Source organism: Neobacillus sp. BP17 (assembly GCF_059579525.1).
This window is the reverse complement of record NZ_CM184198.1, coordinates 2,440,844-2,467,209: the sequence shown is the minus strand read 5'-3', so window position 1 is coordinate 2,467,209 and position 26,366 is coordinate 2,440,844. Positions and strand designations below refer to the sequence as shown.

The 26,366-nt window shown below is 36.9% G+C and carries 24 protein-coding genes and 1 riboswitch; of the genes, 15 read left to right on the top strand and 9 right to left on the bottom strand.

Features of this window, described 5'->3' with window-relative positions; all coding sequences use genetic code 11:
* Nucleotides 1-326: 326 nt before the first annotated feature.
* The gene (locus AC4QJR_RS11880; RefSeq protein WP_496526301.1) at nt 327-1,226 is read left to right on the top strand and encodes a DMT family transporter; all 900 of its coding nucleotides are present in this window, start codon (nt 327-329) and stop codon (nt 1,224-1,226) included.
* Nucleotides 1,227-1,372: 146 nt separating this feature from the next.
* Here the strand turns inward: AC4QJR_RS11880 and AC4QJR_RS11875 are convergent, their stop codons facing one another.
* Nucleotides 1,373-1,498 carry a YjcZ family sporulation protein gene (locus AC4QJR_RS11875; RefSeq protein WP_496526665.1) on the bottom strand — a complete coding sequence of 42 codons (126 nt, stop codon included), beginning with the start codon at nt 1,496-1,498 and terminating at the stop codon, nt 1,373-1,375.
* Between the two features lie 376 nt (nt 1,499-1,874).
* Between AC4QJR_RS11875 and AC4QJR_RS11870 the strand changes: the two genes are divergently transcribed.
* The gene (locus AC4QJR_RS11870; RefSeq protein ID WP_496526300.1) at nt 1,875-3,290 is read left to right on the top strand and encodes a PQQ-dependent sugar dehydrogenase; all 1,416 of its coding nucleotides are present in this window, start codon (nt 1,875-1,877) and stop codon (nt 3,288-3,290) included.
* Nucleotides 3,291-3,439: 149 nt separating this feature from the next.
* On the opposite strand, the gene AC4QJR_RS11865 is transcribed toward AC4QJR_RS11870, so the two are convergent.
* The 3 genes from AC4QJR_RS11865 to AC4QJR_RS11855 form a co-directional block, all read right to left on the bottom strand.
* Nucleotides 3,440-4,363 (bottom strand): bifunctional helix-turn-helix transcriptional regulator/GNAT family N-acetyltransferase, encoded by a 924-nt coding sequence (locus tag AC4QJR_RS11865; protein WP_496526299.1) that lies wholly within the window; start codon nt 4,361-4,363, stop codon nt 3,440-3,442.
* Nucleotides 4,364-4,805: 442 nt separating this feature from the next.
* Nucleotides 4,806-5,330, bottom strand: coding sequence for a YfjL-like protein (locus AC4QJR_RS11860; protein ID WP_496526298.1), 525 nt, complete (start codon nt 5,328-5,330; stop codon nt 4,806-4,808).
* Between the two features lie 219 nt (nt 5,331-5,549).
* On the bottom strand, nt 5,550-6,017 hold the full coding sequence (locus tag AC4QJR_RS11855) for an SRPBCC family protein (protein WP_496526297.1): 468 nt from the start codon (nt 6,015-6,017) through the stop codon (nt 5,550-5,552).
* Between the two features lie 561 nt (nt 6,018-6,578).
* Here AC4QJR_RS11855 and AC4QJR_RS11850 point away from each other — a divergent pair.
* Nucleotides 6,579-7,187 (top strand): cell wall hydrolase, encoded by a 609-nt coding sequence (locus tag AC4QJR_RS11850; RefSeq protein WP_496526296.1) that lies wholly within the window; start codon nt 6,579-6,581, stop codon nt 7,185-7,187.
* 245 nt (nt 7,188-7,432) lie between these two features.
* Here AC4QJR_RS11850 and AC4QJR_RS11845 read toward each other — a convergent pair whose 3' ends face one another.
* Nucleotides 7,433-8,017, bottom strand: a complete 585-nt coding sequence (locus tag AC4QJR_RS11845) for a TetR/AcrR family transcriptional regulator (protein WP_496526295.1) — start codon at nt 8,015-8,017, stop codon at nt 7,433-7,435.
* Nucleotides 8,018-8,203: 186 nt separating this feature from the next.
* On the opposite strand from AC4QJR_RS11845, the gene AC4QJR_RS11840 reads away from it, so the two are divergent.
* From AC4QJR_RS11840 to AC4QJR_RS11805, 8 genes are all read left to right on the top strand, one after another.
* On the top strand, nt 8,204-8,884 hold the full coding sequence (locus AC4QJR_RS11840) for an NAD(P)H-dependent oxidoreductase (RefSeq protein WP_496526294.1): 681 nt from the start codon (nt 8,204-8,206) through the stop codon (nt 8,882-8,884).
* A 120-nt stretch (nt 8,885-9,004) separates the two neighbouring features.
* Nucleotides 9,005-9,325 (top strand): thioredoxin, encoded by a 321-nt coding sequence (trxA, locus tag AC4QJR_RS11835; protein WP_496526293.1) that lies wholly within the window; start codon nt 9,005-9,007, stop codon nt 9,323-9,325.
* A 39-nt stretch (nt 9,326-9,364) separates the two neighbouring features.
* Nucleotides 9,365-10,291 carry a thioredoxin-disulfide reductase gene (trxB, locus tag AC4QJR_RS11830; RefSeq protein WP_496526292.1) on the top strand — a complete coding sequence of 309 codons (927 nt, stop codon included), beginning with the start codon at nt 9,365-9,367 and terminating at the stop codon, nt 10,289-10,291.
* 145 nt (nt 10,292-10,436) lie between these two features.
* Nucleotides 10,437-10,778 (top strand): bacillithiol system redox-active protein YtxJ, encoded by a 342-nt coding sequence (gene ytxJ, locus AC4QJR_RS11825; RefSeq protein ID WP_496526291.1) that lies wholly within the window; start codon nt 10,437-10,439, stop codon nt 10,776-10,778.
* Between the two features lie 338 nt (nt 10,779-11,116).
* Nucleotides 11,117-11,590, top strand: coding sequence for a DinB family protein (locus AC4QJR_RS11820; RefSeq protein WP_496526290.1), 474 nt, complete (start codon nt 11,117-11,119; stop codon nt 11,588-11,590).
* Nucleotides 11,591-12,015: 425 nt separating this feature from the next.
* Complete coding sequence (locus AC4QJR_RS11815) at nt 12,016-13,500, top strand: spore germination protein (RefSeq protein WP_496526289.1); 1,485 nt, start codon at nt 12,016-12,018, stop codon at nt 13,498-13,500.
* Entirely contained in the window at nt 13,493-14,584 is a 1,092-nt protein-coding gene (locus tag AC4QJR_RS11810; RefSeq protein WP_496526288.1) for a Ger(x)C family spore germination protein, read from the top strand. The genes AC4QJR_RS11815 and AC4QJR_RS11810 overlap by 8 nt, the downstream gene beginning before the upstream one ends.
* Complete coding sequence (locus AC4QJR_RS11805; protein ID WP_496526287.1) at nt 14,581-15,669, top strand: GerAB/ArcD/ProY family transporter; 1,089 nt, start codon at nt 14,581-14,583, stop codon at nt 15,667-15,669. The genes AC4QJR_RS11810 and AC4QJR_RS11805 overlap by 4 nt, the downstream gene beginning before the upstream one ends.
* Nucleotides 15,670-16,129: 460 nt before the next feature.
* Here AC4QJR_RS11805 and AC4QJR_RS11800 read toward each other — a convergent pair whose 3' ends face one another.
* Together AC4QJR_RS11800 and allC are read right to left on the bottom strand one after the other, a co-directional pair.
* Nucleotides 16,130-17,380, bottom strand: a complete 1,251-nt coding sequence (locus AC4QJR_RS11800) for a pyridoxal-phosphate-dependent aminotransferase family protein (RefSeq protein ID WP_496526286.1) — start codon at nt 17,378-17,380, stop codon at nt 16,130-16,132.
* Nucleotides 17,381-17,393: 13 nt separating this feature from the next.
* Nucleotides 17,394-18,635, bottom strand: a complete 1,242-nt coding sequence (gene allC / locus AC4QJR_RS11795) for an allantoate deiminase (RefSeq protein ID WP_496526285.1) — start codon at nt 18,633-18,635, stop codon at nt 17,394-17,396.
* Between the two features lie 172 nt (nt 18,636-18,807).
* On the opposite strand from allC, the gene AC4QJR_RS11790 reads away from it, so the two are divergent.
* Nucleotides 18,808-20,418, top strand: a complete 1,611-nt coding sequence (locus AC4QJR_RS11790) for a PucR family transcriptional regulator (protein WP_496526284.1) — start codon at nt 18,808-18,810, stop codon at nt 20,416-20,418.
* Nucleotides 20,419-20,562: 144 nt separating this feature from the next.
* On the opposite strand, the gene AC4QJR_RS11785 is transcribed toward AC4QJR_RS11790, so the two are convergent.
* Nucleotides 20,563-21,762, bottom strand: a complete 1,200-nt coding sequence (locus AC4QJR_RS11785; protein WP_098575426.1) for a phosphoglycerate dehydrogenase — start codon at nt 21,760-21,762, stop codon at nt 20,563-20,565.
* Nucleotides 21,763-21,912: 150 nt separating this feature from the next.
* A riboswitch (ZMP/ZTP riboswitch) is annotated at nt 21,913-21,992 on the bottom strand.
* A 104-nt stretch (nt 21,993-22,096) separates the two neighbouring features.
* Nucleotides 22,097-23,146, bottom strand: coding sequence for a threonine aldolase family protein (locus tag AC4QJR_RS11780; RefSeq protein WP_496526283.1), 1,050 nt, complete (start codon nt 23,144-23,146; stop codon nt 22,097-22,099).
* A gap of 177 nt (nt 23,147-23,323) precedes the next feature.
* Here AC4QJR_RS11780 and AC4QJR_RS11775 point away from each other — a divergent pair, with 177 nt between their 5' ends.
* The 3 genes from AC4QJR_RS11775 to AC4QJR_RS11765 all read left to right on the top strand — a co-directional run bounded on the left by AC4QJR_RS11775 (nt 23,324) and on the right by AC4QJR_RS11765 (nt 26,334).
* Nucleotides 23,324-23,839, top strand: a complete 516-nt coding sequence (locus tag AC4QJR_RS11775) for a PH domain-containing protein (protein ID WP_098575424.1) — start codon at nt 23,324-23,326, stop codon at nt 23,837-23,839.
* Nucleotides 23,836-25,218, top strand: a complete 1,383-nt coding sequence (locus AC4QJR_RS11770) for a PH domain-containing protein (RefSeq protein WP_496526282.1) — start codon at nt 23,836-23,838, stop codon at nt 25,216-25,218. Before AC4QJR_RS11775 ends, AC4QJR_RS11770 begins: the two co-directional genes overlap by 4 nt.
* 219 nt (nt 25,219-25,437) lie before the next feature.
* Entirely contained in the window at nt 25,438-26,334 is an 897-nt protein-coding gene (locus tag AC4QJR_RS11765; RefSeq protein WP_496526281.1) for a DMT family transporter, read from the top strand.
* Nucleotides 26,335-26,366: the final 32 nt, after the last annotated feature.

Genomic DNA, 26,366 nt, shown 5'->3' with positions numbered 1-26,366 from the left:
ACATACCATGCCACAGAAGTGCGATCCTTCACAATCTCTTTTTTAAAACTATGGGTTGATTACTTTTAGATATTTTAGTAAATTAATAATGAATCAAAAATGTATAAAGAAGAATTGTTTGGGAACGTCGAAAGGTAAATTTATCAACAATGAACAATGCTTCTTAATAACCCCCATACTCGGAATTCGATTTGGGGTGTGTCGGAAAATTAATTCCGTTACTAATTATCGTTGAATTATCAATGAAAACTGTATAAGAGTAGATCGTTCCCGTCTCTTTTCATGAAGAGGCGGGATATTTTTTTATAGAAAAGGAGAATTTACATATGAAAATGACTAAATCAATGGCAAACGTGCTACTATTGATAGCCTCTGCATTTTGGGGTTCAGGGTTTGTTGTAACGAAAATAGCTCTAGATGCAAATGCGTCTGCCGGACTCATAAATTTTTTCAGAGGCTTTCTCTTTGTTGCTTTGATCCTTATGTTTTTTTATAAAAAGATATTTAAAATGACCATTACGGACTTTAAAATTGGGCTAATTGCCGGATTGCTTAATTTTGGCGGATTTATAACACAGACTATTGGTGTTCAGTATACGACTCCATCCAATAACGCCTTTATTTCGGCAATATATGTAGTAATTATACCTTTCTTTGCCTGGGCTATTTATCAAAAGAAACTCCCAGGAAAAAGCTTTCTTTCCATCGCCTTATGTTTAATTGGAATGACCATATTAACTGGAATATTAAATAAAGAACTAAACATAAATATCGGTGACGTGTATTCTTTTATTTGTGCGTTTTTTTATGCAGCATCTATTGTTTATCTCGGCTACGGAGCAAGAGCAACTGATGTCAGCATTGTAGCTTTTATGCTTGCGGCTGTACAAGCCATAGGAGGATTGATTTTTTTCTTGTTCGTTGAGGATAACCAGCTTACTCATATCAATTGGTCTGTTGCATTAGTGCCATTGTTATATATGGGAATTATATGTTCGTTTGTTGGTCAAACTGTTCAGGTTTTAGCTCAAAAGCATACTTCCGCAACTTCTGCTGGATTAATTATGATGCTTGAAGGGGTTTTTGGAAGTATTTTTTCAGTAGTGTTTGGATTTGAATCATTTACAGTTCAGTTAGTTGTTGGAGGAATGCTTATTATGATTTCTATTATTCTTATGGAAGTGGATTTCAAGCAGATGGTGATCAAGAACAAAAGAACAGCTTAGATCATCAAGGTTCATAAAAATATGAATTTTAAGTTATCATCATTATATTCATCACATAATGATTAACAAGCGAATTAACACAATAATCATCATAAATAAATGCTCAGGGTGTATAAACTCTGAGCATTAATATTTGTATACATCTTTTAACAGAAACAAACTGCACCAACAATGATTAATAAAATAAACAACACTACAATGAGTATAAAATCATCGCACCTACGTGCAGGAAAACAACCTGCATAAACAGGAGCTCCATAGGAGTAAGGCAATGTAGGTTGGGGTAGGGCATTAGTAATCGGTAAGGCATTACTAATCGGAAAGGCATTGTTCATTTTTTTCACTTCCTTTCGAATGTATAAAGAGTAAGAATTACCTTACACTATATAATACACTCTAAGAGGAAATTGGAGCCCGTCTATACTATATATGGGCGTGACTTGGTGACGATCCACTAAGATCCTACAAAATTAAAAATTCACTTCATTTTTTAATTCTTGAACGGCATTTCGTCCTCCATAGATTCATATCTTATTCCAGAAATATATGTGTGATGCCTTGTTAGTTTCCCTGGCACTTATTTGAGACTAATAGAACAATTTTAATCATATTCTTATAAGAAAACCATACGAAGGGGTGTAAAGTTGATTGAAAAAAGTCAAGGTTCGTTTACTGCCCATTGTTAGTAAGTTAAATTTACCCACAGTTTTGAAAACAACTGTCCTTCCAGGTGACTCTATTGAACGATTATTCATTGCAACCCAGGTTGGAGAAATCTTTTACATAGGAAATGGAGTGATAAGGACATTTTTAGACATTCGCCCACAGATCATAAAACTAGGCAGTTCTGGCGGCGGATATGATGAACGTGGATTATTGGGGCTGGCGTTTCATCCTGAATTTTATCGTAACGGACTTTTTTATCTTCATTATTCAGCAGCCGGTTCACAAGGTCCCGGTGCCCTTTCGGGAGGTTTTACCCCTGATCCTTGTGATCCCAAAACTTTAAACTTGAAATGGATAAATAGAGAAAACCATTATGATCATATTGATACGGTGGAAGAATGGATTCTACCATCGAATGGTCAACCTCAAAAACGACGGACATTACTCAACATAAGAAGACCATTTTTAAATCATAATGGGTTCAATAGCTTAAACTTTTCCCCTGAAACAGGGAAACTTATATTAACAACTGGAGATGGTGGATCAGGCTATGATCCCTTTAATTTAAGTCAGGACAATATGGAAATAGCTGGTAAAATTATTGAAATTGACGTAGATAAGAATACATTTATCACTAACCCACCAGTTGTCACACGTTTTAATGAACTTCCCCCATCTATTTATGAAACGCTAACGTTATTGGCTAAAGGAGTACGCAATATACCAGGGATTTCATTTCAAAGGTTAAATAATCAATATATCAAGTATGTGGGAAATGTCGGACAAGATTTAGTAGAGTCGATTTTTTCATTCGTTCCCTATAAACCAATACCCGTTACTCAGCTTGTTCAATCTTTTTTACTGAAAACTGAACTTGACCAAGAAGGATTTATTAATTTTGGCTGGAGAGGCTGGGAAGGTGCTTTTCCTACTTCTATTAAAAGAGATTGCTCCGGAAATCCGGCTTTGGATGAGAAAACCATCGCTTATTTCAATGAAGCCGTAACCACTTCAGTGAAGCGTATTCAGCCTCTAACTAGTTATTATCATAAAGATCAAAGGCCCGATAAGTTTGGAGGAACTGCTCTTACAGGGGTGCAAGCCTTTATGGGGAATGGCATCCCTGAATTAACAGGAAGCGTTGTGTTTACCGATCTTGCCCGGAAAGAAGAATCTCAATCGGCGGTTAGAGGTGTTTTAGCTTATTCCAGGGTCAGAACGGATGGTAAACTAAATGATTATAGCGTGATCGAAACCGATTATAATTTTGGGTCTCAATCTGCTTATTTTGTTGGTTTGGGAACGAATCTGAATCAAACCAAACTTTATCTAGGGGTTTATGGCTCTATGAAAGTGACCGACTTTAACCAAGGTACAATTTTTGAAATTGTTTCTTAAATTCATACGGTTCAATAACTTCCCGTGAGCAGGAGGTATGCAAAATTAATAAGATCCATTTCTTAACCCGAGAAAACCTGAGACAAAAAAAAGTCTCAGGTTCTTTTAGGTCCTTTCAATAGTTACTCTTACAATCTTTATTAGGCACTTCATTTTGTTAGTTCTAGGTCCCATCGCTCTTCTACTAATTTCGCTCCAGTCCATTCATAATTTTGTTTTTCCTCTGTTTTTCTAAAATTATATTTTTGATATAGACATCGAGCAGTCTCTAAAATACTTACTGTCCATAGGAAAACATGTTCGTATCCTTGATTTTTGCAGAAATCGATAGCTGTGTCCATCAGTTTCTTACCTATACCCTTTCCATGATAATTTTCATCCAAAATAAACCATCTTAATTGGGCAACATCTTCATTGGATTTAGTAATCGCTATCGAACCTGCCATTTTACCATCTACTTCAGCAATCCACAATTCTCCCCCATCGGCATTAATCATAAATTCAGTTAAGCCCTTCATCACGTAATATTCAAACACGGGTCCGAACTTATAAGTATTTCCGTATAAGGTTCCATGAAGATGTGCTATGAAACCAACATCTCCCGATTGAAAAGTTCGAATGTTTACCCCTGATTGAGATGGACAATCTTTAGTAAAAATAGATTCTATGGTTTCCATAGAACTGATCAGCTTGGCCAAATCATGATTAGATATTTCTTGAATCATTTTTCCAACTTCACGATTTGCATTTTCAACTAAGTCATTAAAAATTTCTTTACCATGGTCAGTCAGATAAAGCAGGTATTGGCGTTTATCATCTAATGCTTGCTTTTTAAAAATAATGTTATCTTCCTCAAATTTTTGAACGATTCTGCTCATTTGCCCACGGTCAATTCCCAGATTTTCTCTGACTTCCGTTGCAGTACAACCATTTCTAAAATTGATTTCAGTTATAACACGTGCTTCTGTTAAAGGAAAAGGTTTATTATAGATTTCTTGGTCAATTTTCCCTAGAACATTTGCATAATACCGATTGAATTTCCGAATTTTTTCTACATATTGATTATTTTCCATCTATTTTCTCCTCAATATTCAGAATATTTCACATTAATAATAGTATACGAAAATTAGTTGATTAAGTCAACTAAATGCAGAATCACCTTAAAAGATACAACTATACAAAGAGTACAGAAAGTAAATTAAATATTTTACAAGGAAAAGAGCGCTCCTGCTTCTGGCAGCGAACGCACCGTTTGTTCAACAAGATTGATATGAATCCAAGAAACTACCCCATTGCTCTTCCTAATAAAATTATGCCCCCTCCATAGAAACAGCAGCTCGTTAAATAAGATTTATTTCATCTATAAGGAAATTACTGCTGAACTATTTCTCCTTGTTCTGTAATGTAAATAGCTTTTCGATTGTTATAATTGTCGTTCTCGGTCGCGTAATAGAATTTCGTCATTACAGGGAAATGATTCGTTTGGAGGTAGTCCGCTATTTTTTGGATATTTTCCTATTCGGACTTTTGTTCATCTGTCGTTTTTTGATACCAATCATCCTTTAAATATATTCGTAATACACTTTGATAACCTGAGTCATAATTAAGCGATTCCAAAGTAGGTATATGGGGACCCACTTCTTCCTCTAGCTGACGGTCAATTGTGAATTGAGATGGGTCTAAATCAGGGAACAGCGTTAAAATATATTGTTTAATGTGATCGACAGCAGGTGAAGTCCATAATACTGACGGAAACAAATCAGCATAACCAGATTCAGTTGACTGAGAAACAGAAACATCAAAAGCCATATCCGGATGCTTATTTGAAAAGGCATTTGCATGGTAGCCGGAACCAAGCGGATTATATCTCATTTTTTCGATTGAAAAGTCGTCTGAGTATTTGTCAGATAAATATTCAAGCATTGCCTCTTTTTGCTTGGCCTTCCCCCACGGTGTCCCATTAAACGAGATATAAACAAAGATTACTAACGAAATGATGAGAATAGAAACAAGAAATAATAACATTTTCCCAAACCTCACTGTCATCACTCCCCTTCATACAGTTTATTCGTGATTATTTTTATTAAACATTAAGATTAACGGCCAATCTTTGTCTCAAAAAGATAATTGTTAATAAATTCGATTTACGGATTTAAAATCCTTTTTTATTTAATCCTTAAGACCTACTATTAAATTATGAAAAAAGCCCTTATATATCCTTTTTTACAATTAAAAAGGCAAGTAACTAGTCTACCCTAGTCACCTGCCCCTTCGTTTCAAATAATAAAGAGTTCTTTTTATTTCTTTTTCTACTTTTTGAAAAAATGTTTCCATATTCTTGTTTGCTCCGCTCTCTAAAAAGCGTTGGCCCGCTAAGGCAATTGCCCCGGTTACCTGTGCCTCAGCTTTACAGTGCAGCTTAGCCGTCCTCTCGAGATCTTTAATAAATAGATCGGCTTTACCTGCGATTTCCCCGATATTACCTGTACCCCTCACATACAGCCGGTACAAGGAAGCGGACTTCTTTTCCTCGAGCCGAATCTTAAGAGTAAAGAGATCTTGAATCGGACCCATCTTTATCTCCAATTCCGCTTGGTATACACCATTTGAGGTTTCAATAATAGACTTACACCCCGGGATGGCGTTCCTTAGAACGTTTTCATCCTTTATATACTTCCAAACAATATTCTTTGGCAATCCGAACGTATACTCGTGCTCAATTTTCAAAGTTTCCCCTCCTCAACCATCGGCTAAAAAGTTCCATCGATATTATATAAAATTGCAATCATTTATTTATATTCAAAGAAATCCAGATTGTTAAAAAATAATCAAAAAAACACAATAAATAAGATGTCTTATCTTATCGAGTAACCAGCAAAAGGAAAATAATAATACTAAGCGGAATTTTTCCGCTTAAATGCAGAATAGAGCTCATTTCGGAGTAAATAAGGGGAGATTTTCCGGTTATGTAAACCAAAGTCTCCTATTTTCGTATTTTTTGAGTCAACAGGCGGAATCTCTCCGTCTATTTTAAGCTTTTTTTAATAATAATTTCCAACTAAGCGGAATTTTTCCTTCTATTTATCAACTCGGGTGCTTAACCTGATCCCCCTAGCGATAGGTGCGGACCCTCTGATCCTGGATACGGTAAGCAGCAGGTTATTAGACAGAAAATCTCATTTCTATGTAACTAAACTGTAAAACTAAACTCTCTTAATTGTAATACTAATCTAGTATTTCAACTCATAGTAATAGATTTATCGATAACCAACTAGGAGGACTTGAAAAATGAAAAATCTTACTATGGTATTTCTATTACTCACAATACTTTTATTTGCTTCCCCTGCTTTTGCTTTTCCGATTAAACAAGGAGACACACTGTCTAATAGTTTAAAAGTACATAAAATCAATCAACAAGAGAACATAGCTGCCAATCCACAGAAAAATGAATTGAATTTGCTTTCTATTCGTCAGAAAGCAGCTATAAAACGGCATACCTCTATTGAATCCCCCAAAAAAGAATCCGACAAAATACGTCTTTCAAACAATGAAATAGACCTTCTCGCTAGGTTAGTTCGGGCGGAGGCACAAACGGAGCCTTACAAAGGGAAAATTGCGGTGGCTTGTGTGGTACTTAATAGAATAGAAAGTAAGAAATTCCCTGACACCTTAAAAGAAGTTATTTATGCCCCTGGTCAATTTCAACCTGTTCAAAACGGTGAAATCAACAAGCCAGCTGACAAGGAATCTATTAAAGCTGTAAAAGCAGCTTTATCTGAACAACGCCATCTGGCACCAGGAGCTTTATTTTTCTATAATCCCGCTATCGCAACCAGTCGCTGGCTCGATACAAGAAAAACAACATTGGTTATTGGACAACATGTCTTTAAAAAATAAGAAGGAAACATCTTAACGTGTTCCGTTTCCTATCACAAAACTTGTATTTATAGTTAAAAATGTAAAGTAAAATGCTTATCAATTCGCACCGTATTTGCTGTGCTTTTTGTCTAGTCAAATTTAATAGCCTAGTTCCGTATGGACTAAGCTATTCCTTGTATTTGTTTTGAAGCCTATTCAGTTAATACACCCGATAGTTTATTACCCCTTAGTAAGATAAATGGACATTGTGAAAAAAATGGTAATCATCCATTAAAAATATTTATTTCCGTCAATATAAAAGGTAATGCTTTTTTTATATATTGTTCTGCTGAAAGAGAACTATTATTTTCCCAATCCACAGAAGCTCCGTAAATTCCCCAACTCAACACAGTAGTACCAATTTTTAAGGCTTCCGAATCCAAGTTAAGTTGTTGTTTTAATAATAGGGAATAAAATAATTCTCCCAGTTCTTTTTTTATTTTTTGTTCAATTATTGAATAAAAGGATTCCACACTTCTTCTACATTGTGAGCTATATTCTGTACGTTTTTTTGTAAGAAACTTAGTTAATGTAAAAAAGATATTTACAATAGTCTCTTCATTTAACCTATCGTAATGATTCAAGTGTTTCACAATGCTTTCTAATATTTCTTCTGTAATAGCCGCATCCATTAAGTCGTATTTATCTTGAAAATGAGAATAAAAAGTTGCACGATTTACGGTTGCTTCCTCCGTAATGTCCTTTATTGTAATGTCTTTGAACTCCTTTTTTTGAGCTATTTTCATAAAGGCATCCATTAACAATTTTCTTGTCCGTATAATACGTGGATCTACTTTCATCTCTTCCATATTTATCCCTCACTTTTCTATGAATAGACAACAATTTTATTTGTTTGTTGTTTAGGCGATAAAACACCAAAACTGATGATTGAGAATAAGTACCTTCTATTTTAGAATCGAGTATACAACATCCATTGTTTAAACAAAAGATGTTGGCTAGCTTATCTAAAACAACTAAGAAGGAAGTGTTTGTTTATGACACATAGAGTGATAAAAAGACAAGAAATTCTTGATGCGTTTAATTTTAGACGTGCTATTAAAACGTTTGACCCAACAAAAAAAATCTCAGAGGAAGACTTTAATATAATCTTAGAAGCTGCCCGACTTTCACCAAGCTCATGTGGCATTGAACCTTGGAAATTCCTCGTTGTCCAAAATCAGGAATTCAGAGAAAAGCTAAAAGAAATTTCTCCAGGCGCACAAGGTCATCTGCCAACTGCGAGCCATTTCGTTATCATTCTTTCAAGAACAAGTGAGAATACAAGGTACGACTCAGAATATGTAAAAAATCAAGTGCTTAATGTTATGGGTGTTCCAGATAAAATATCTGATCAAGTGATAGAGGGTATAAGAAATTTCCAAGTAAGTCAACAAAATGTGTTTGAAAATGAGCAAAAAGCGTTGGATTGGGCTAAAAGACAAACCTTTCTCCCCTTTGCCAATATGATGACTGTCGGGGCGTTACTAGGAATTGACTCTTGTCCAATAGAAGGATTTTATATCGATAAGGTGGAGAAACTCCTTGCGGAAGAAAGCTTACTAGAGGATGGTCACTTAGCTGTTTCGGCTATGGTCGCATTTGGATACCGAGCATATGAACCTGAATTCCCTAGAGGAAGAAAAGAGATGAAGGATATTGTGCAGTGGATTAATTAATGATTTCAGAATGGTTGGAAATAGAGTTCATTTTAAAAAAACAGATGCTTCATATAATTTCAATTATTCAATTGATTGAGTAGATCAATAACATATCTAATATTTAAGGAGGAAGTATTTATGGGTGCAATAGAACTAACAAAGGATAATTTTCAAAACTACGTTCAATCAGGAGTGACATTGGTTGATTTTTGGGCTCCGTGGTGTGGACCATGTAAAGTTCAACTTCCTATAGTAGAAGAATTAGAGGGAGAAATGAAAGATCAAGCGACAATTGCAAAAGTAAATGCAGACGAAGAACATGAATTAACTTCACAATTTGGCATAAGAAGTATTCCGACATTGCTACTATTTAAAGATGGCAAGGTGGTCGATACGATGGTAGGAGTAAATCAAAAGGATGTACTAAAAGAAAAAATATTAAAACTTGTTAATAATTAAATCCAAGGCTTATGGAAATTCATAATAGGAGGAATAAAAATGTATAAATCAGTTATCGTTGGTACAGGCCCTGCTGGGTTGACTGCAGCCATCTACTTAGCTCGTGCCAATATGAGGCCCCTTGTGATTGAAGGACCAGAACCAGGAGGACAGTTAACAACGACGACTGAAATTGAAAACTTTCCGGGTTTTCCTGAAGGAATCACAGGTACTGAATTAATGGACAACTTGCGAAAACAAGCAGAGCGCTTCGGAGCTGAATTTTATACAGGTTGGGTGAAAAGTGTGGATTTGTCGAAACGTCCATTTAAATTACAACTAGAGGGTAAGGGTGAAATTGTAAGTGAGACCCTTATTATCTCAACAGGAGCAAGCGCTAAATATTTAGGAATTCCAAATGAAAAGGAAAATATTGGTCGAGGCATTAGCACTTGTGCAACATGTGATGGTTTCTTCTTTAGAGACAAAGAAATAATAGTAATTGGAGGTGGGGATTCTGCATTGGAAGAAGCAAACTTTTTGACGCGTTTTGCATCCAAAGTAACCTTAATTCACCGACGTAAAGAATTAAGAGCTTCAAAAATCATGCAGGATCGCGCTCGTGCTAACGAAAAAATCCGTTGGTCATTAGATAAGACCCCAGTTGAAGTAGTCATTGATGAAAGTAGTGTAACTGGATTGAAAGTGTTAAATAATTCAACAGGTAACGTAGAAGTTATCCAAGCAAATGGGATTTTTGTAGCAATTGGTCATCGTCCCAATACAAGTTTCCTTATTGGACAAATTAATATGGATGATAATGGATATATCTTAACTAAACCCGGCACAACCGAGACAAATATTCCAGGAGTATTTGCATGTGGCGATGTACAGGACAGCCGTTACCGGCAGGCTATCACTGCAGCAGGAAGTGGTAGCATGGCAGCGATTGATAGTGAAAAATTCATGGAATCATTAGAACAATGATATCTGCAATGGGCATTTATAAAAAATGTCAGTCCATTCAGTGTAGTAATGAAGAACCAGACTATTCTAGTAAATAAGATAACATGTTGTAGTTCGCTTTGTAACCATCGTATTAATTCTAGTTAATCATACTGGAGGAATTTATATGTTGAATTGGAAAGAATTAACGACACTCAAAGAATGGGAAGAGGTATTTAATCGTTCTGATGAGAAACCGGCGGTGGTTCTGAAATATAGTACAACTTGTCCAGTAAGCGCGAGTGCAATGGAAGAATATGAGGAATACCTGGCAGATAAGCCAAATAGTAATGTTGATTACTACATGGTGAAAGTCATTGAATCGCGTCCAATATCTAATCGGATTGAGGAAGATCTTGGCATCAAGCATTCCTCGCCACAAATAATATTTTTCAAAAATCAAAAATCCATTTGGAATACTTCACATTGGTCGGCAACGAAAAAACATATGACAGCTGTATTGGATTAATCTTATAAATGCCCTTAAAGCCTTTAAAAATAAATAATCACCATAATATAGAAGAATAATTTGAATGAACCGAGGTGGAAATTTTACTCAATGGGCGGGAATGTAGTTAAGTGTTGCAGTATAAAGTAAATGGTTTTATGTAACCGAGCCCTATTAAGATTAATGAAGTAATGAAATACAAAAACTCATAGTTATACCAAACTATAAAAAAATGAGAGCTTACGATTTCCCTATTCGCAATCAAAAACAAAATTGTACTGATACCGCTAAAGTTTAATTTCTGTAATACTAAATTGAATTTCAAATTGAGCATATAAAAATTTTTAGGAGGAATTGAAATGGAAAAAAATCTATTTGACTACTTAGCATTCAACAGAACTCAAACATTAAAAGCTATGGAGGGCGTAACGGAGGAGTTAGCAGATCGAATTCCTGCAAATTTCCGCAATAATATCCGTTGGCAACTAGGACACATCTATACTGTTACGGAAATATTAGCGTTTTTACAATTAAAGCTTCCTATGAATCTGCCGGAAGGGTTTTTGGAGCGCTTTACAAAAGGATCTCCACTAGACGATATTGACAAGACAGTCCCATTGCCGACTTTACTGGAACTCGAGAGCCTATTAAAGGAACAGCATGAGCGAGTTCGCGAGGTATTGACTGGCCGCTTGGACGAAAGCACACCTGTTCTTACAACGTCAGAGGGACTTGATTTGCATAGTCCAAAGGAATTACTCACTTATAATTTGTATCATGAAGGAATGCATTTTGGAATCATCAAAACTTACAAAAAAATGTTATCCCAGTAACAACCGAAAGTGAGAAAAACCTCTTTATGGGAGGTTATCGAAATTGTTAGACAAATAAGAAAAGGTACAATCCACTTCTCTTTTAAAATAGAAGTGGATTGTACCTTTTTCTTATGTGCATTAATAATTGTAGTAGATGATTTTGACAACCTGTATTACTAACCCATATCGCTTCATTTTTATTTTCATCTTTATGTCTCATGAAAAAATAATAAACGAACATTCGATAGTATCAAAACGAGTATATAATTTAGAAACTTACAAAGGATAACATAATGGTAAATTAATTTAATCATAGTGCTTTTTAAAATGAAATATAGGCTTTAAGAAAATAATAAACGACTGTTCGATTAAAATGAAATTATGAATGATATTCTATTTCCCTGAAAAACTAAATTATTATTGCTTTCTTGGAGTGGTTATATTTGTTTAGAAAACAAAATCATAAGAATAAACCAATAAAAAATATAGATGAATTTTTGATACAAGCATCAAAATCTAGTGATTTCAAAACACTTCATTTAGATAAGCCTAATATTGAATTATTCTTTTTCAGCACATTAATCGATGAAGAAACACTTAAACATTTTCTTTTACTACCACTACAAGAGCACTCACCTTTTGAGAACCTAAAAGATGTAATTCAATATATACCAATAAGTGAAATTCACCTATGTTCCGAAAACCCAGAACAAGCGGGAGAAAAGATTCGCAAAGGTCACATTTTAATTCGGTTAAAAAGTGATAAAACAAATTTTGCTCTTGTTAATGTTAAGAACAGTAAACGTGGGCTTAGAGAAGACAACGATACAGAGAATGAATTTAGTGTTGTGGGACCAAAAATTGGCTTCATTGAAGATCTCGAAACGAATATGAAATTATTAAGACACCAATTTTCAGGCTCAAAATTAATATTTGAAGAGTTGACACTTGGTTCCATGACTACCACACGGGTTATTATTGGATATATAGAAGATATAACAAACTCAGAACATGTAAATACTGTTAGGCAAAGACTACGTGACCTGGATCTTGATTTTGTCGAAAGTGCCTTGATAGACCAAACAATCTCAGATCATTCGAATACCCCTTTCCCTTTATTCTTATCCACAGAAAGAGTAGATAGGGTGGCGTATACCTTACTTTTAGGCCAAGTGATTATTATCTGTGATGGCTCTCCCTATGTCGTTACAGGTCCCTCCACCATTTTTGATTTCTTTATCTCTCCAGAGGATTACTACTTACCTTGGATTGTGGGGTCTTTTTTTCGAATCATCCGTTTCTTTGGAGTGTTTTTTTCGATCTTTGCTACACCTATATATGTCGCCGTTCTCACACATCATTACGTTATTATTCCAAAGGATCTTCTCGGTCCAATCATTGAGTCTCGAGCGAATGTACCATTTCCTCCCTTTTTAGAGGTGATATTTCTAGAAATAACAATTGAATTACTACGTGAGGCTGGGGCCAGATTACCTACTAAGGTAGGTCAAACGTTAGGGATTGTTGGTGGAATCGTTATAGGACAAGCTTCAGTTGAAGCAGCATTGTCAAGCAATGTCCTTCTGATTATTGTTGCACTTTCAGCTTTAGCCTCTTTTACCACGCCCATTTTTAAAATGGCAAATACGATTAGGCTACTAAGATTTCCATTGGTATTATTAGCAGCCGGTTGGGGCGGATTCGGAATAATTGCTGGTTTTACATTGATGCTGGGTCATTTAATGCGATTAAAATCATTTGGCACACCATACTTAGCTCCAATATACCCTTTTAGAATTACTGACTTCAGGGATGGCCTTATTAGATCTCCATTTCGATATACAACTACAAGACCTAGCTTCTTACGCCCCAAAAAGAAACATAGGTATCAGGTTAACGAGGGTAAGGATGAATTTGACGATGAATAAAACTAATTTTTGTGTGTGCTTTCTGTTTATACTTTTGTTATTCCCATCAACAGGATGTACACGCGACAAGGTTATAGATGAAATTATAGTTATCGATAATATGGGATTTGATTTAGAAGACGGAAAAATTATTGGAAGCGCAACTTATCCAAGTTTTGATGTACCAGGCCATAAGGGGCCTGATGTTGTACATGGTATTGCTAGTACTAATACCGGTATATTAACTTCTTTTAACAACCAAGCCGCTTCTCCTATAGAGGTTGGTCAAACAAGGATAATTGTAATAAATGAACGATTAGCTCAAAAAGGAATCGGAGATTTAATTACTACCCTTAAGAGAGACCCTATTATTGGAAGTAATACTTATTTAGTCATATCAAAAGATAAGGCTGATCAGATTTTGTCTGTATCAGTTGATAAATCCCCATTCTATCTATCAAATCTAATAAAGCAGAATGAGGAAAACAACAATACACCTCCAACAAACCTCCATTCAGTTTTTTATCAGTATTATGGGACCGGACAAGATGTCTATATACCTTTTATTAAGATAAACAAGAATAAGATAGTTGAATTGGATGGATTAGCTATTTTTAAACAGGATAAAATGAAAATGAAAGTTAGCCAAAAGGACTCGATATTCTTCAAATTATTAAAAAGTAAAAAGAAAAATGGGAATTTTGAGTTCCCCTATTCAGTTAGCGGTGAAAAAAGGATGTTAGATATTCGAACGGTGAATGGTAAATCAAAATTCACTATAAGTGATCAAACATCTAAACAACCAAAAGTTAATATTACATTAAGACTGAGTTGCTTAATTAAAGAGGCACCTGAAGATATTAACCTGAGTGACCCCAAAAGAATGAAATCTATTCAGAACCAAATAGAAAAAAGGGTTTCCAAAAAAACGAAAGATTTAATTATCAACTTACAGTCCCAAAATACAGATCCCTTTGGTTTTGGAGACTTATTTAGAGGAAGAGATCGAAATTGGAACGAGAAAGAATTTTATAGGATTTATCCCGACATTAAATTCAAAGTTAACGCACATGTTAATTTACTACAATCGGGGGTAGGAAAGTGAATGTCACGAAGATAGATGAAAAATATTTAGTATCATCCTTTTATGTTTTTTTCCTTATCCATGCTTCCCAAACTGGTATTGGTATGCTGAACTTTCAAAGGGTTGTCGCCCAATATACGGAACAAGACGCATGGATATCTGTAATTATTATGGGTTTAAGCACACATCTTATAGTATGGATGATTTATAAGATGTTGTTACCCTCCTATGATATTTTAGCTATTCATGACCTATGTTTGGGTAGAATTCTTGGTAAAGTAATTTCAACTGGTCTCGTATTGTATTTTCTTCTATTGTCTGTTGTGGTATTTAGAACCTATATAGAAATTATCCAACTTTGGATATTTCCATGGATAAGTACTTGGGAGCTGGGCTTATTTATTGGGTTTATTATTTATTACTTTGTGTCTGGAGGATTTCGTATATTAACCGGGTTAGCATTTTTTGGTGTAGTACTGCCAAGTATTTTATTTTTCACTCTTTATTTTCCACTCAAGTATGCACACCTAGATAACTTAATACCAATACTTAATCATTCTTTTATTGATATATTAAAGTCTTCAAAATCAGCAAGCCTAGTATTTGTTGGTTTTGAAACTTTGGTGGTCTATCTTCCTTATATTAAGAATCCCGAAAAATCAAAAAAGTGGGCTCATATCGCTCTTATATATTCGACGTTTTTATATGTAGTAATCACACTCGTTACATTAGTGTTCTATAGCCAGGGACAGTTACAGGAGACACTTTGGCCAACAATTTCGATGACAAAAATCATTGAATTACCCTTAATAGAAAGGTTTGAGTATATCTTCATTTTCACTTGGTTTTTAGTGATCCTCCCTACTGTTTGCATTCCGATTTGGTCATGTACACGATTATTAAAAAAAATGTATAAAATGAGACCTAAACTATCTTTACCCTGTCTTATGATATTCATTTACATTGTGTCGATCTGTATTAAGAATCGTGCAATGGTAGATACCTTAGAAAATCTAACAAACGAAATAAGTTTTTACTTTGTTTTCCTATACATACCGGCACTTTTTTTCTTGTTTTCCATAAGAAGAAGACTTACTAACAGATAATTACTACTATACGCTATAAACTTTAAGAAATATCAAAATAAAATTCAATTTCCGTACAAATCTCTTTATGCCAATAAAAAATGAGTGTCACATTCATATCCGATTGGACACTCATTTTAATTTGCATTTTTAATGTTTGTAATAAGTAACGGACCTCGTTAGAAATATCATTATTCCCTTTTTTATAAAATAAACCCCTAATTTCAACGGGAACATTTTCTCATAAAAATTATTGCGAGAGTAGCTTCTGGTCAACTATATAGCCCGATCCGCCATTCACTCCGTGTCCAAGCCAGGTTGCGGCACCGAGCATATACACATTTGGAATAGCTTTCTGATGACCCGGTTGGCCTGGAAATGGTCTAAACAGATAACTTTGTGCCAAATCGTGTGCACCGCAGTATGAATCCCCCGGTCCTGAGTTCGGGTTATATCTGGCAATGTGTCAGGAGTGACGACTCTACTTCAACGCCAACACACGTTTCTCCACAGCATAGACATCAAGTGCAGCCTGTAATGCTTGTCCACGATTTACATTTACTCCATGACGAATCAACACTGCTTCTAATCCACCAAGAACTGACAATACATTTTCCTTTCGGCAACTATACCCCATTGTTCCAATTCTCCAGATTTTTCCGTGGAGTGGTCCAAAGGAGGATGCTATTTCTATACTAAAGGCATCAAGCAGCATTTTTCGAACGGATTCACCGTCTACCCCGTTTGGAATTTCTACACAGGTGACGCATGTCAGTTTATGTTCCGGATCGCCAAATAGGTTCAATCCCATCGCCTCAAGCCCTGCGACTAACGCGGTTTCGTGATACTTGTGGCGTTCAAATCGCTGCTCAAGCCCTTCCTCTAACACTAAACGCAGCCCCTCGTATAGAGCATAAATCATCGAAGTGGCCTCGGTATGATGGTTGAGTCTTCTTGGGCCCCAATAATCCTGGAGCATGCTTAAATCAAAATAGTTGCTCGCTATCGGATGACTGCTTCGCGAATAGCGAAAATCCTCCTCTGTCGCGATCCCGCGTTCGACCTTTTTACGGGCCGCAAGAATAGTTTCAATTCGTTCATTAAAGGTAATTGGTGCCATCCCAGATGGAACGGATAAGCATTTTTGCGTACCGCCAATTAAACCGTCAATACACCATTCATCGGTTTTGACATCAACACCACCGATGGAAGCGACCGCATCCACCACGAGTAACACGTCCTGTTCACGGCATGCTTGCCCAATCTCTTTCAGGGGCTGCATTCGACCAGTTGATGTCTCGCCATGAACAATCGCTAGTATTTTCGGCGCAACCCGCTCCATTTCATCAATGACTGTTTGCGGATCAAATACTTCTCCCCACGGACATTCCATTGTATACACTTCTGCACCATATCTTTCACAGATTTCCACTAACAAATGTCCGAATCTCCCAAAAATCGGCACAAGCACCCTGTCTCCTGGTTCGATGATGCTGCAAAGGATTGCTTCATTTCCGGAACGGGACGTGCCATCGATGGGAAAAGCCCAGCGATTCTTTGTTTGGAAAACTTGGCGTAGCATTTCCATAACTTGGTTCATAATGTCAGTAAAAGCTGGATCGAATTGCCCTAAAATAGGTGTGCTCATCGCACGCAATACTCGAGGGTCAACTTCCACGGGCCCTGGGGTCATTATCGTTCTCATTGGTGTGTGCAACTCAGAAAAAGCCATCTCTATCCACTCCCTAATATGCTAGTTTATATAAAACTTCAGTTAATAGATCAATTCCTGTTTCTAAATCTTCCAAACTCGTAAATTCTTTTGGTGAATGGCTGATTCCCTTTTGACTCGGGACAAATATTAAAGATGTGGCGCATTTCGTACCGAATACTTGTGCATCATGACCTGCACCCGAGATCATGTCTTGATAACGATAGTTCTTCCGCTCTGCGATTTCGCGAGTCCACTCACACATCTCTCCGTCCATCTTAACTGGCTGTACATCCATCCATTGGGAAATCGTCACTTCGATTTGTAAGCTTTCAGCAGATCGTTTAAATTCCGTGAAGATCTCATTGCAATATTGATCAATCACCTCTTCCTGATGATGGCGAATATCCAGGCTAAACTCTACCTCACCAGCGACCACATTCGGCACATTCGGTTTTACCTGTAATCTTCCCACCGTTGCCACTAATTGCGGGTCGATCGCTTTCGCTTTTTCCGTTAAAAAAGAAATAAACTGGGAAGCAGTAGTAACCGCATCCTTCCGATAGGACATCGGGGTCGTCCCTGCGTGGTTACTTTCTCCCTTTATCTGAATGGTATAACGGCGTTGTCCGACAATATGAGTGACGATTCCCACTTGTTTCTGATTTTTCTCAAGGACCATCCCTTGTTCAATATGAACCTCAACAAACCGTTCCACATCATCACGAACGGGAGATGAATACTTTTCAGGATCAAATCCTGCCTTTTTCATCGCTTCTAAAAATGGAATTCCTGCTGAGTCTTTCACCTCTTTTACTCGGTCAAGGGTGTACGTACCACAGATATTTCTTGATCCCCAAAAGGTAAGGGGAAAACGACTCCCTTCTTCTTCACTCAGAGAGACCACTTCGATCGTTTTCTTAGGGTACCCATATGCTTGAAAGAGCCTCCTTACCGCTATAAAACTGGCAAGAATTCCATAAGCACCATCGAATTTCCCGCCATCGATGACCGTATCAACATGAGAGCCGGTTAAGATTGTCTTCCCGTGTAAATCAGTCCCTGGTAATCGTCCAAATAAATTCCCGACACTGTCAAAGTACGTATGCAGTTTCGATTGTTCCATTATATTTTTTAATGCCAGCTGCGCCTCTAGCCAGGATGGAGAATACAAAAGTCTTGTTACTCCCCCGTTTTCTGTTTCTCCAATCGAAGCAAGCCATTCAATCATGGCTCCCACCTGACCTTTATCCAAGTTGTCTACTTGAATGTCCATTCACTTCACCCCTCACCATAAATACTTATATTCCTATTTTACAATCATTAAAAATGAACAACATTAGAGGAAACGTAAAAATTATTGTATTTTTTTATACAAATTAACTAAAGCATGCTAAAATAAATGAAATATTTTCAGTGTTTTGATTTTTTCACAAGGAGTGTTTTCCATGAAAGTACATGAAGTCTTAATAATCCCATATTTATCAGGAATGACGGTTATCGCCGGAGAATCTGGAACTACTCGTGAAGTGAAATCGGTCAATATGATGGATGCACCCGATATTATTCCATTCTTACATGAGAATGAATTTCTTATCACAACTGCTTATCATTTCAAAGATCAGCCCTCTAAGCTAACCGAGCTGGTTCAAGCGATGGCCGATCAAGGGTGTGCTGGACTAGGAATCAAGACAAAACGCTTTCTAGATAAAGTACCATTAGAAGCTATAAATCTGGCAAACGAGCTGGCCTTCCCCATTATTGAACTCCCATTAGAATTATCACTTGGGGAAATTGTCAATCATACATTACGGGCAATGCTTGATCAACGGGCTGCTGAATTGACGCTTGCATTAGAGATCCACAAGCAATTTACCAAGATCATTATGGAAGGAAAAGGGATTGAATTCTTACTGCAAGATTTATCTCAAGTGATCGAGCGTCCTGTTATATTATTGGATCAATATGTTAAGCCGATTTATCAACCTATGACCAACCTAGACTTGCCCTTCATTCTGGATGGTCTCAAGATTCCTTATTCGATGACTTCACCCTTTTCCATGTCAGTCCGAGCCACTAAACAGACCTGTACTTTATTCCCTGTACACATGAGTGAAAAGAAACAAGGATTTCTTATGATTATAGGGGAGATTGAGAAAACCAATCATCTGATTTCATTAACGATCGAACAAGCTACCAATGTAATCTCGTTTGCACTTATGAAGGAACATGCACTACGACAGAAAGAACAAAGTATACGAAATGATTTCTTTCTTCATTTTTCAGATGGTACGTTTTCTTCTCAAGAGGAAATCATCGGTCGAGCAGCGGAGTTTTCATTACCCAATGACCAGAAGTATATTTGTGCAGTGGGTCAAATCGACAGGGACGAACATCACCCTACCTATACTGAGCGCCTTGAAAAAGCAGATGATATTTATGATTTTATCGAAGGCGAAGTCTCTGTTATCACTCCCTACATCCACTTTTTCACAAAAGGTGAAACTTGTATTCTTTTGTTTGAAATTCAAGAAACCATCTCAACGTCCAGCAGTTACTGTGAATCTACTTTGCTTTCCCTTCAGGAAAAAGTATCTACTTACTTCCGGAATACGATATCCTTCGGGGTGAGTAATTTAAGTCATTCGTTTCTTGATGTAAAAAATGCTTACAAAGATGCGGTAGACGCCTTATCACAGGGGCAGCTTTCAAGGAAAACGGCCTATATCCAAACCTATCATACCAAGGATGTCATGGAATTATTGCGAATGGTCCCCAGAGATGAGTTAAAGAATTTCTATACATTTGCCCTAAGTCGATTGGCAAACACAAAAGTGGAAGATGAACAAACACTGCTAGATACGTTGTCTGTCTATTTAGAAACACACTGCCAAATTTCCGAAACGGCCAAACGGTTGTTTGTTCATCGTAACACGGTCATCTATCGAATTGAAAAGTGTGAAGAGATCCTTGGAAAAAGCTTAAAGGATTCAGAAACAACGATGCAAATTAGACTTGCCTTACGGATCAAATCCTTGTTTGAAGCTTATTTCGACTAACCTTTTTACCATAAGAAAAAGAGTCTCTTACCATTACAGAAAATATCGAAAAAAAAGCCATGTCCTCTACTATTCTTTAGTAGTTGGGCATGACTTGAGTTTTTCCTTTTGTTATCTATTTACTAAATTTGGCAAAAGAAAAGCTTAGATAACACGCGCTGTGACAATACCTTCAATTTGATTGATTTTTTCTAACAAACCAGGAATGACATCGCCATTTACTTTATTATCAATATCGATCATCGTATAAGCATAATCTCCGCGGCTTCTATTAATCATGTCAGCGATGTTTAGATTATAACTTGAGATTGCTAGTGTCAACTGGCCTACCATGTTTGGAACGTTTTTGTGGAATGCTGCCACACGGCGCTTTCCTGTATAATCAAGTGATGCGTTTGGAAAATTCACAGAGTTTTTGATATTTCCTGTTTCTAGAAAATCCTTCACTTGACGTGCTGCCATGACGGCACAGTTTTCTTCTGATTCTTGGGTAGAAGCACCAAGATGTGGAATCGGAATAACATTTTTCATTCCCAATACATTTTCATTCGGGAAATCTGTAATAAACTTACCAACCTGACCGCTTTCTAAGGCAGCAGCCATATCCTTTTCATTCACTAGCTCTCCACGGGAGAAATTTAAAATATGAACGCCAGGCTTCATGATGCTGAAAGTTGCTTCGTTAAACATCCCTCTTGTATCATCAGTAAATGGAACGTGCACAGTGATATAATCAGAATTAGCAAAGAGTTGTTCAATGGTCATTGCACGCTGAACATTACGGGACAAATTCCAAGCTGTATCAACAGAGATAAACGGGTCAAAGCCAATGACATCCATGTCTAAATCAAGAGCATCATTTGCAACCAGTGCACCGATCGCACCTAATCCAATCACACCTAGTGTTTTTCCTTTAATTTCTTTTCCAACAAATTGCTTCTTACCAGCTTCGACAAGTTTCGGAATTTGTTCGCCTTCCCCAGCTAAATTCTTTGTCCACTCGATACCGTCAAACAGGTTACGTGATGAAGCCATTAATGAAGTAAGAACGATTTCTTTTACCGCATTCGCATTTGCACCAGGAGTATTAAACACAACAATCCCTTGCTCTGTACATTTATCGACTGGAATATTATTGACTCCCGCTCCGGCACGTGCAATTGCCTTTAATTCATTGCCCAATTCAAGGGCATGCATATTAAAACTGCGAACCACAATAGCATCTGGATTAACACTGTCATTATCAATCGTGAAGGTATCCTGATTGAAGACCTTTAGCCCGCTCTCAGCAATATTATTTAACGTTTTAATTGTTTGCTTTTTGTCTAGGATAGTTGTGCTCATTTTATATTCTCCTCTACTCTTCTGTTATAGTTTTCAATATCTCTTTTTCTATAAGGATCTGTTTCTATTAGAATGAAGAAATTTTTAACAGTCTTTCCAGCCGGTCCTATCCCCCCCTAATATACAGAAAGAGGCAAGGATTTGTTTCCTTACCTCTGCCCAGGCGAACGGCTACGACTTATATGTGCTCCCTCACGGTAATCCGTGTTTCGCCAGTTACACATCGTCTTTTTTTATTTCTCTAAAAATAACAAATTTTTAGAGAATATTCAAGCATATTGAACTTTTAAAAGATTAATTTTTTTTTATAAAACTTATTGACTTCACAATTTTGTTATTTTGATTTCCTATTAATCTTCTCAATAATTCCCTTTAAATCCTCAAGAAAGGCTGCTACCCCCTCATCTTTTGTTGCCCAAGATGTCACAAGGCGAATGGCCGCGTGTTCCTCATCCACCTTTTCCCAGAAATGAAACCCATAGTTTTTCTCTAATTCTGTAATCAATTTATTAGGTAATATCGGAAAGATTTGATTCGATGGTGAATGGGTTAGAAATGGAATATTTGCTTTGCTGATTCCTTCTCTAAGTGTTGCTGCCATCTTATTTGCATGAGTGGCTAATTCAAAGAACAAATTGTCCCGGAACAGTTCAAGAAATTGAATGCCCAATAGTCTCCCTTTTGCTAGCAGCGCCCCTTTCTGCTTCATGTGGTACCGAAAATCTTCCTTTAATGAATCACGGCAGATGACTAGAGCCTCACCAAGAAGTGCCCCGTTCTTTGTTCCTCCGATATAGAATGCATCGACCAGTTTAGGGATATCGCTTAACTGCAGATCATTCTCTTCCGAGCAGAGAGCTGAGCCAAGTCGTGCCCCATCCATATACAATATAAGATGGTTCTTTTTGCAAAAATCACTTAACTGCTCCAGTTCATTTCGGGTATATATGGAACCTATTTCAGTTGAATTTGATATGTATACTAATTTCGGCTTGACCATATGCTCATCAGGATGACCATCAAGTACCTCTTGTACATCTGATGGAGTTAATTTACCATTTTCGGCTTCAATCGAGAGGATTTTATGGCCCGTCGCTTCGATTGCCCCTGTTTCATGGCCAAGAATATGGCCGGTACTAGCCGCCATGGCCGCTTCATGCGGTCTTAAGAAAGCTGAAATCGCAATCAAATTGGTTTGTGTGCCGCCTGATAAGAGATGAACATCAACATCCGGCTCTCCCATTCTCTCTTTTAGCAGTTCAACCGCTTGTCGAGAAAATTGATCTTCCCCATATCCATCATCTTGAACGAGGTTGGATTCTATTAATGCATTTAAAATTCTAGGATGTGCGCCTTCGCTATAATCGTTCTTAAAGCTGTACATGATTGTGCCTCCATATAATATTTGAATTTATCTCTTCCTTTCCATCGTAGCATAATATGAAAAAAGCTAAAAACAAGAGGAATATTAACGTCAAATAAAAAATTAAAATATAACGATCCTGTATCTAGTGAAACTCTTTGATAGAATGAAACGTATACGATATTTGAGGTGAAATAAATGTACATACAAATAGAGGAACCCACAGAAACTATTTCGGCTGATGCGGTAAAAATGTGGAGAATATCAAATTCTGTTGGGCATGGAATCGTCTTTCTTATTATTGGGGTTTTAATTGTTTGCACGGAGATATTGAACTGGTATGGATGGATTGGTGTCGTTCTTTATATAATTGGTGGAATAACCATCTTATCCGCGATCTATTCCATACTGATTGAACCAGTCTTTCTGCAGAAGACGTGGCGGTATAAAATTGACCCCCAATTTATTCAATTGAAACATGGGAAATGGCAAACACAACACACGTTAATCCCGATGGAAAAAGTTGAATACGTTCGCACTGAACAAGGACCCATCATGCGGCATTATCAACTATACAAAATAGAAATTGGCACCACTACTTCTAGTCATGTCATACCTGCCATTGCTTCGGAACAAGCAAAAAGACTACAAGCAGAAATTGCTGTTTATGCAAAAATCCAGGATTCACAAGTAGGAGGAGGAGAAAGAGCATGAACCAAACGGCAAAAAGGTATCACCCCGCCATTATGGTTGTTGAAACGGTAAAGTTAGTCAAAAATTCGATTTGGTTCTTTCTCTTTTTATTTGTGCTTAAAGCTTCCTCCACTTCGAATTGGGTCATTTGGGGCCGTTATCTCTTTCTCATTATTACATTATGGGGATTGGTTTCGATTCTATTGAGATGGTTTTTTCATCGCTATGAAATTGACCGGGATTCCATTGTTCTATATGAAGGGGTATTTGTTAAAGAAAAGCGTACATTTGCTTTAGACCGGGTCCATAACCAAACTTCGAGTACCACTTTTGTACATCAATGGTTTGGTCTTACTTCCCTAACTCTTGAAACAGGTACAAGTGGTGAAAATGCCTCTGCTGAGTTTCCCGTGATTACAAACGAAGAAAAAGAACGAATTATCATCCATTTGCAGCAAAAACAAGATTTGATTGAGGCGAGAGATGAAGGAGTAGTCGATCAAACCGAACGACGTAAGGTTCATTTCCGCTCCACCAAAAAGGATATCGTAAAAGCATCTTTCACTTCACTCAGTTTCTTAGCTATTTTCCCTTTATTAGGTGCGATTTATACCAATCTAGCGGATTATTTACATATCGAGAAAACTGCGAAGAATGCGCTTGATTACTTACTGATCCATTGGTGGGTAATGATAATTCTTTTTGTCATTGCACTTGGATTATCCGCTGTGTTAGGCTTTTTCAAAACCATGTGGAAGTATGGGAATTTTGTCATTAGTGACGATGATGAACGGATTTATATTGAAAAAGGCGTTGGCCGTTTTGTCAGCTTTTCCATCCCGAAACATAGAGTACAAGCCATAGTCGTTGAACAATACATTCTGAAGCGGATACTCGGACTCGCTGCTATCAAACTTATCAGTGCAGGGGGCTTCGAAGATGAAGGAAAGGAAGAAACCAGTTCATTATATCCTTTTATGCCTAAACAGGAAGCCTATCGGGTTTTACACACAATCCTGCCTGAATATCGGATTGAAGAACACATGGAGCGATTCCCTCTGAAAGTCCTCTGGCTTAAACTCCTCCATCCCTATTATTTAACGATTCTGGCGATTATTGGGTTATGGATTTTTAAACCGGAGTGGCTTTGGATCGCTGCTATTGTCTTTGTCATTTCCGTTTTACTTCGGATCCTAGACTACTGGTTTACTAGTTATCTGCGTGAAGGAAATACCATCCAAGTCAGAAAAGGCGGTTTAACAAATGAAACCTTTGTTACCCATCGTGAACGGATTCAACAGATTACGGTAAAACATACATGGCTGCAGCGTCGCTTTGGTGTAGCAACCCTCCAATTCACCACTTTTTATACCTGGTACAAGAAAAAATCCGCCTCATAACAATAAATTAAGTATAATTGGTACTATCAGATACTAAAAGTAACAGGGGGATTATTATGTCATTAGCAAATATAAATTTATACACTTGGAAGCCATTTTCAACATCGCCACCACCGCCATTTACTCTATCTGTCCGATCAGCACTGAATAAGCTTATATTAAAAACAGATTAAGAATCTGCGAAATATAAGCTGTTTCGCAGATTCGAAGGAGTAGACGATGAGATCTAACATACAGTTTATATTATCAATGATTATTTTCGGTACCATTGGTTTAGTGGTAAGGTGCATTGATTTATCTTCGAGTGAAACAGCTTTACTAAGTAGTTCAATTGGATGCTTATTTTTAACGTTTGTATTTTTTGTGATGAAAAAATCCATTCCGTGGAAATTAGTGAAAGCTAATGCTTCCGTCTTATTTCTTTCTAGTATTGCATTAGGAGGGAATTGGATTTTCCTGTATCAATCTTACGACTATACAACAGTTACTAACGCAACATTAGCATATTACTTCGCACCAGTGTTTGTCATGATCCTCTCACCAATCATCCTCAAAGAACAATTACCTAGAAAAAAAATTGTTTGTATTGGTGCAGCAATATTGGGGATGTTATTGATTGTTGGAAATGGCATAAGTGCATCTGGAAAAGGTGATCTACTTGGGATCTTTTTTGGGTTAGTAGCAGCTGCATTTTACGCTGTATTAATGTTAGTGAATAAATTTATTCAAAACATATCCAAGTTAGAGATTACAATCATCCAACTTGGAACAACTGCTTTGCTTCTCTTGCCATATGTGCTTTTTACGGAAGGATTCGGTATCGTGGAAGTATCAAGATCATCCATTCCCTTTATCTTGCTGTTAGGGATTATTAACACTGGTATTGGATTTTGGTTATTTTTCTCGGGTATGGAAAAGTTAAAGGGACAGAGTATTGCGATGCTAAGTTATGTAGACCCATTTGTAGCTATACTCATTTCAGGGGTAATCTTACAAGAACAATTGACTGTTATTCAAATGTTCGGCGGGGCATTGCTTTTAGGCTCCACATTTGTTAGCGAAAATAACGGTTACCTTTTTTTAAAGCATGCTGGAAATCGATCAAGCCGTATATGATAGGAAAAAGGAAGAGTCTGATGGAATTACAA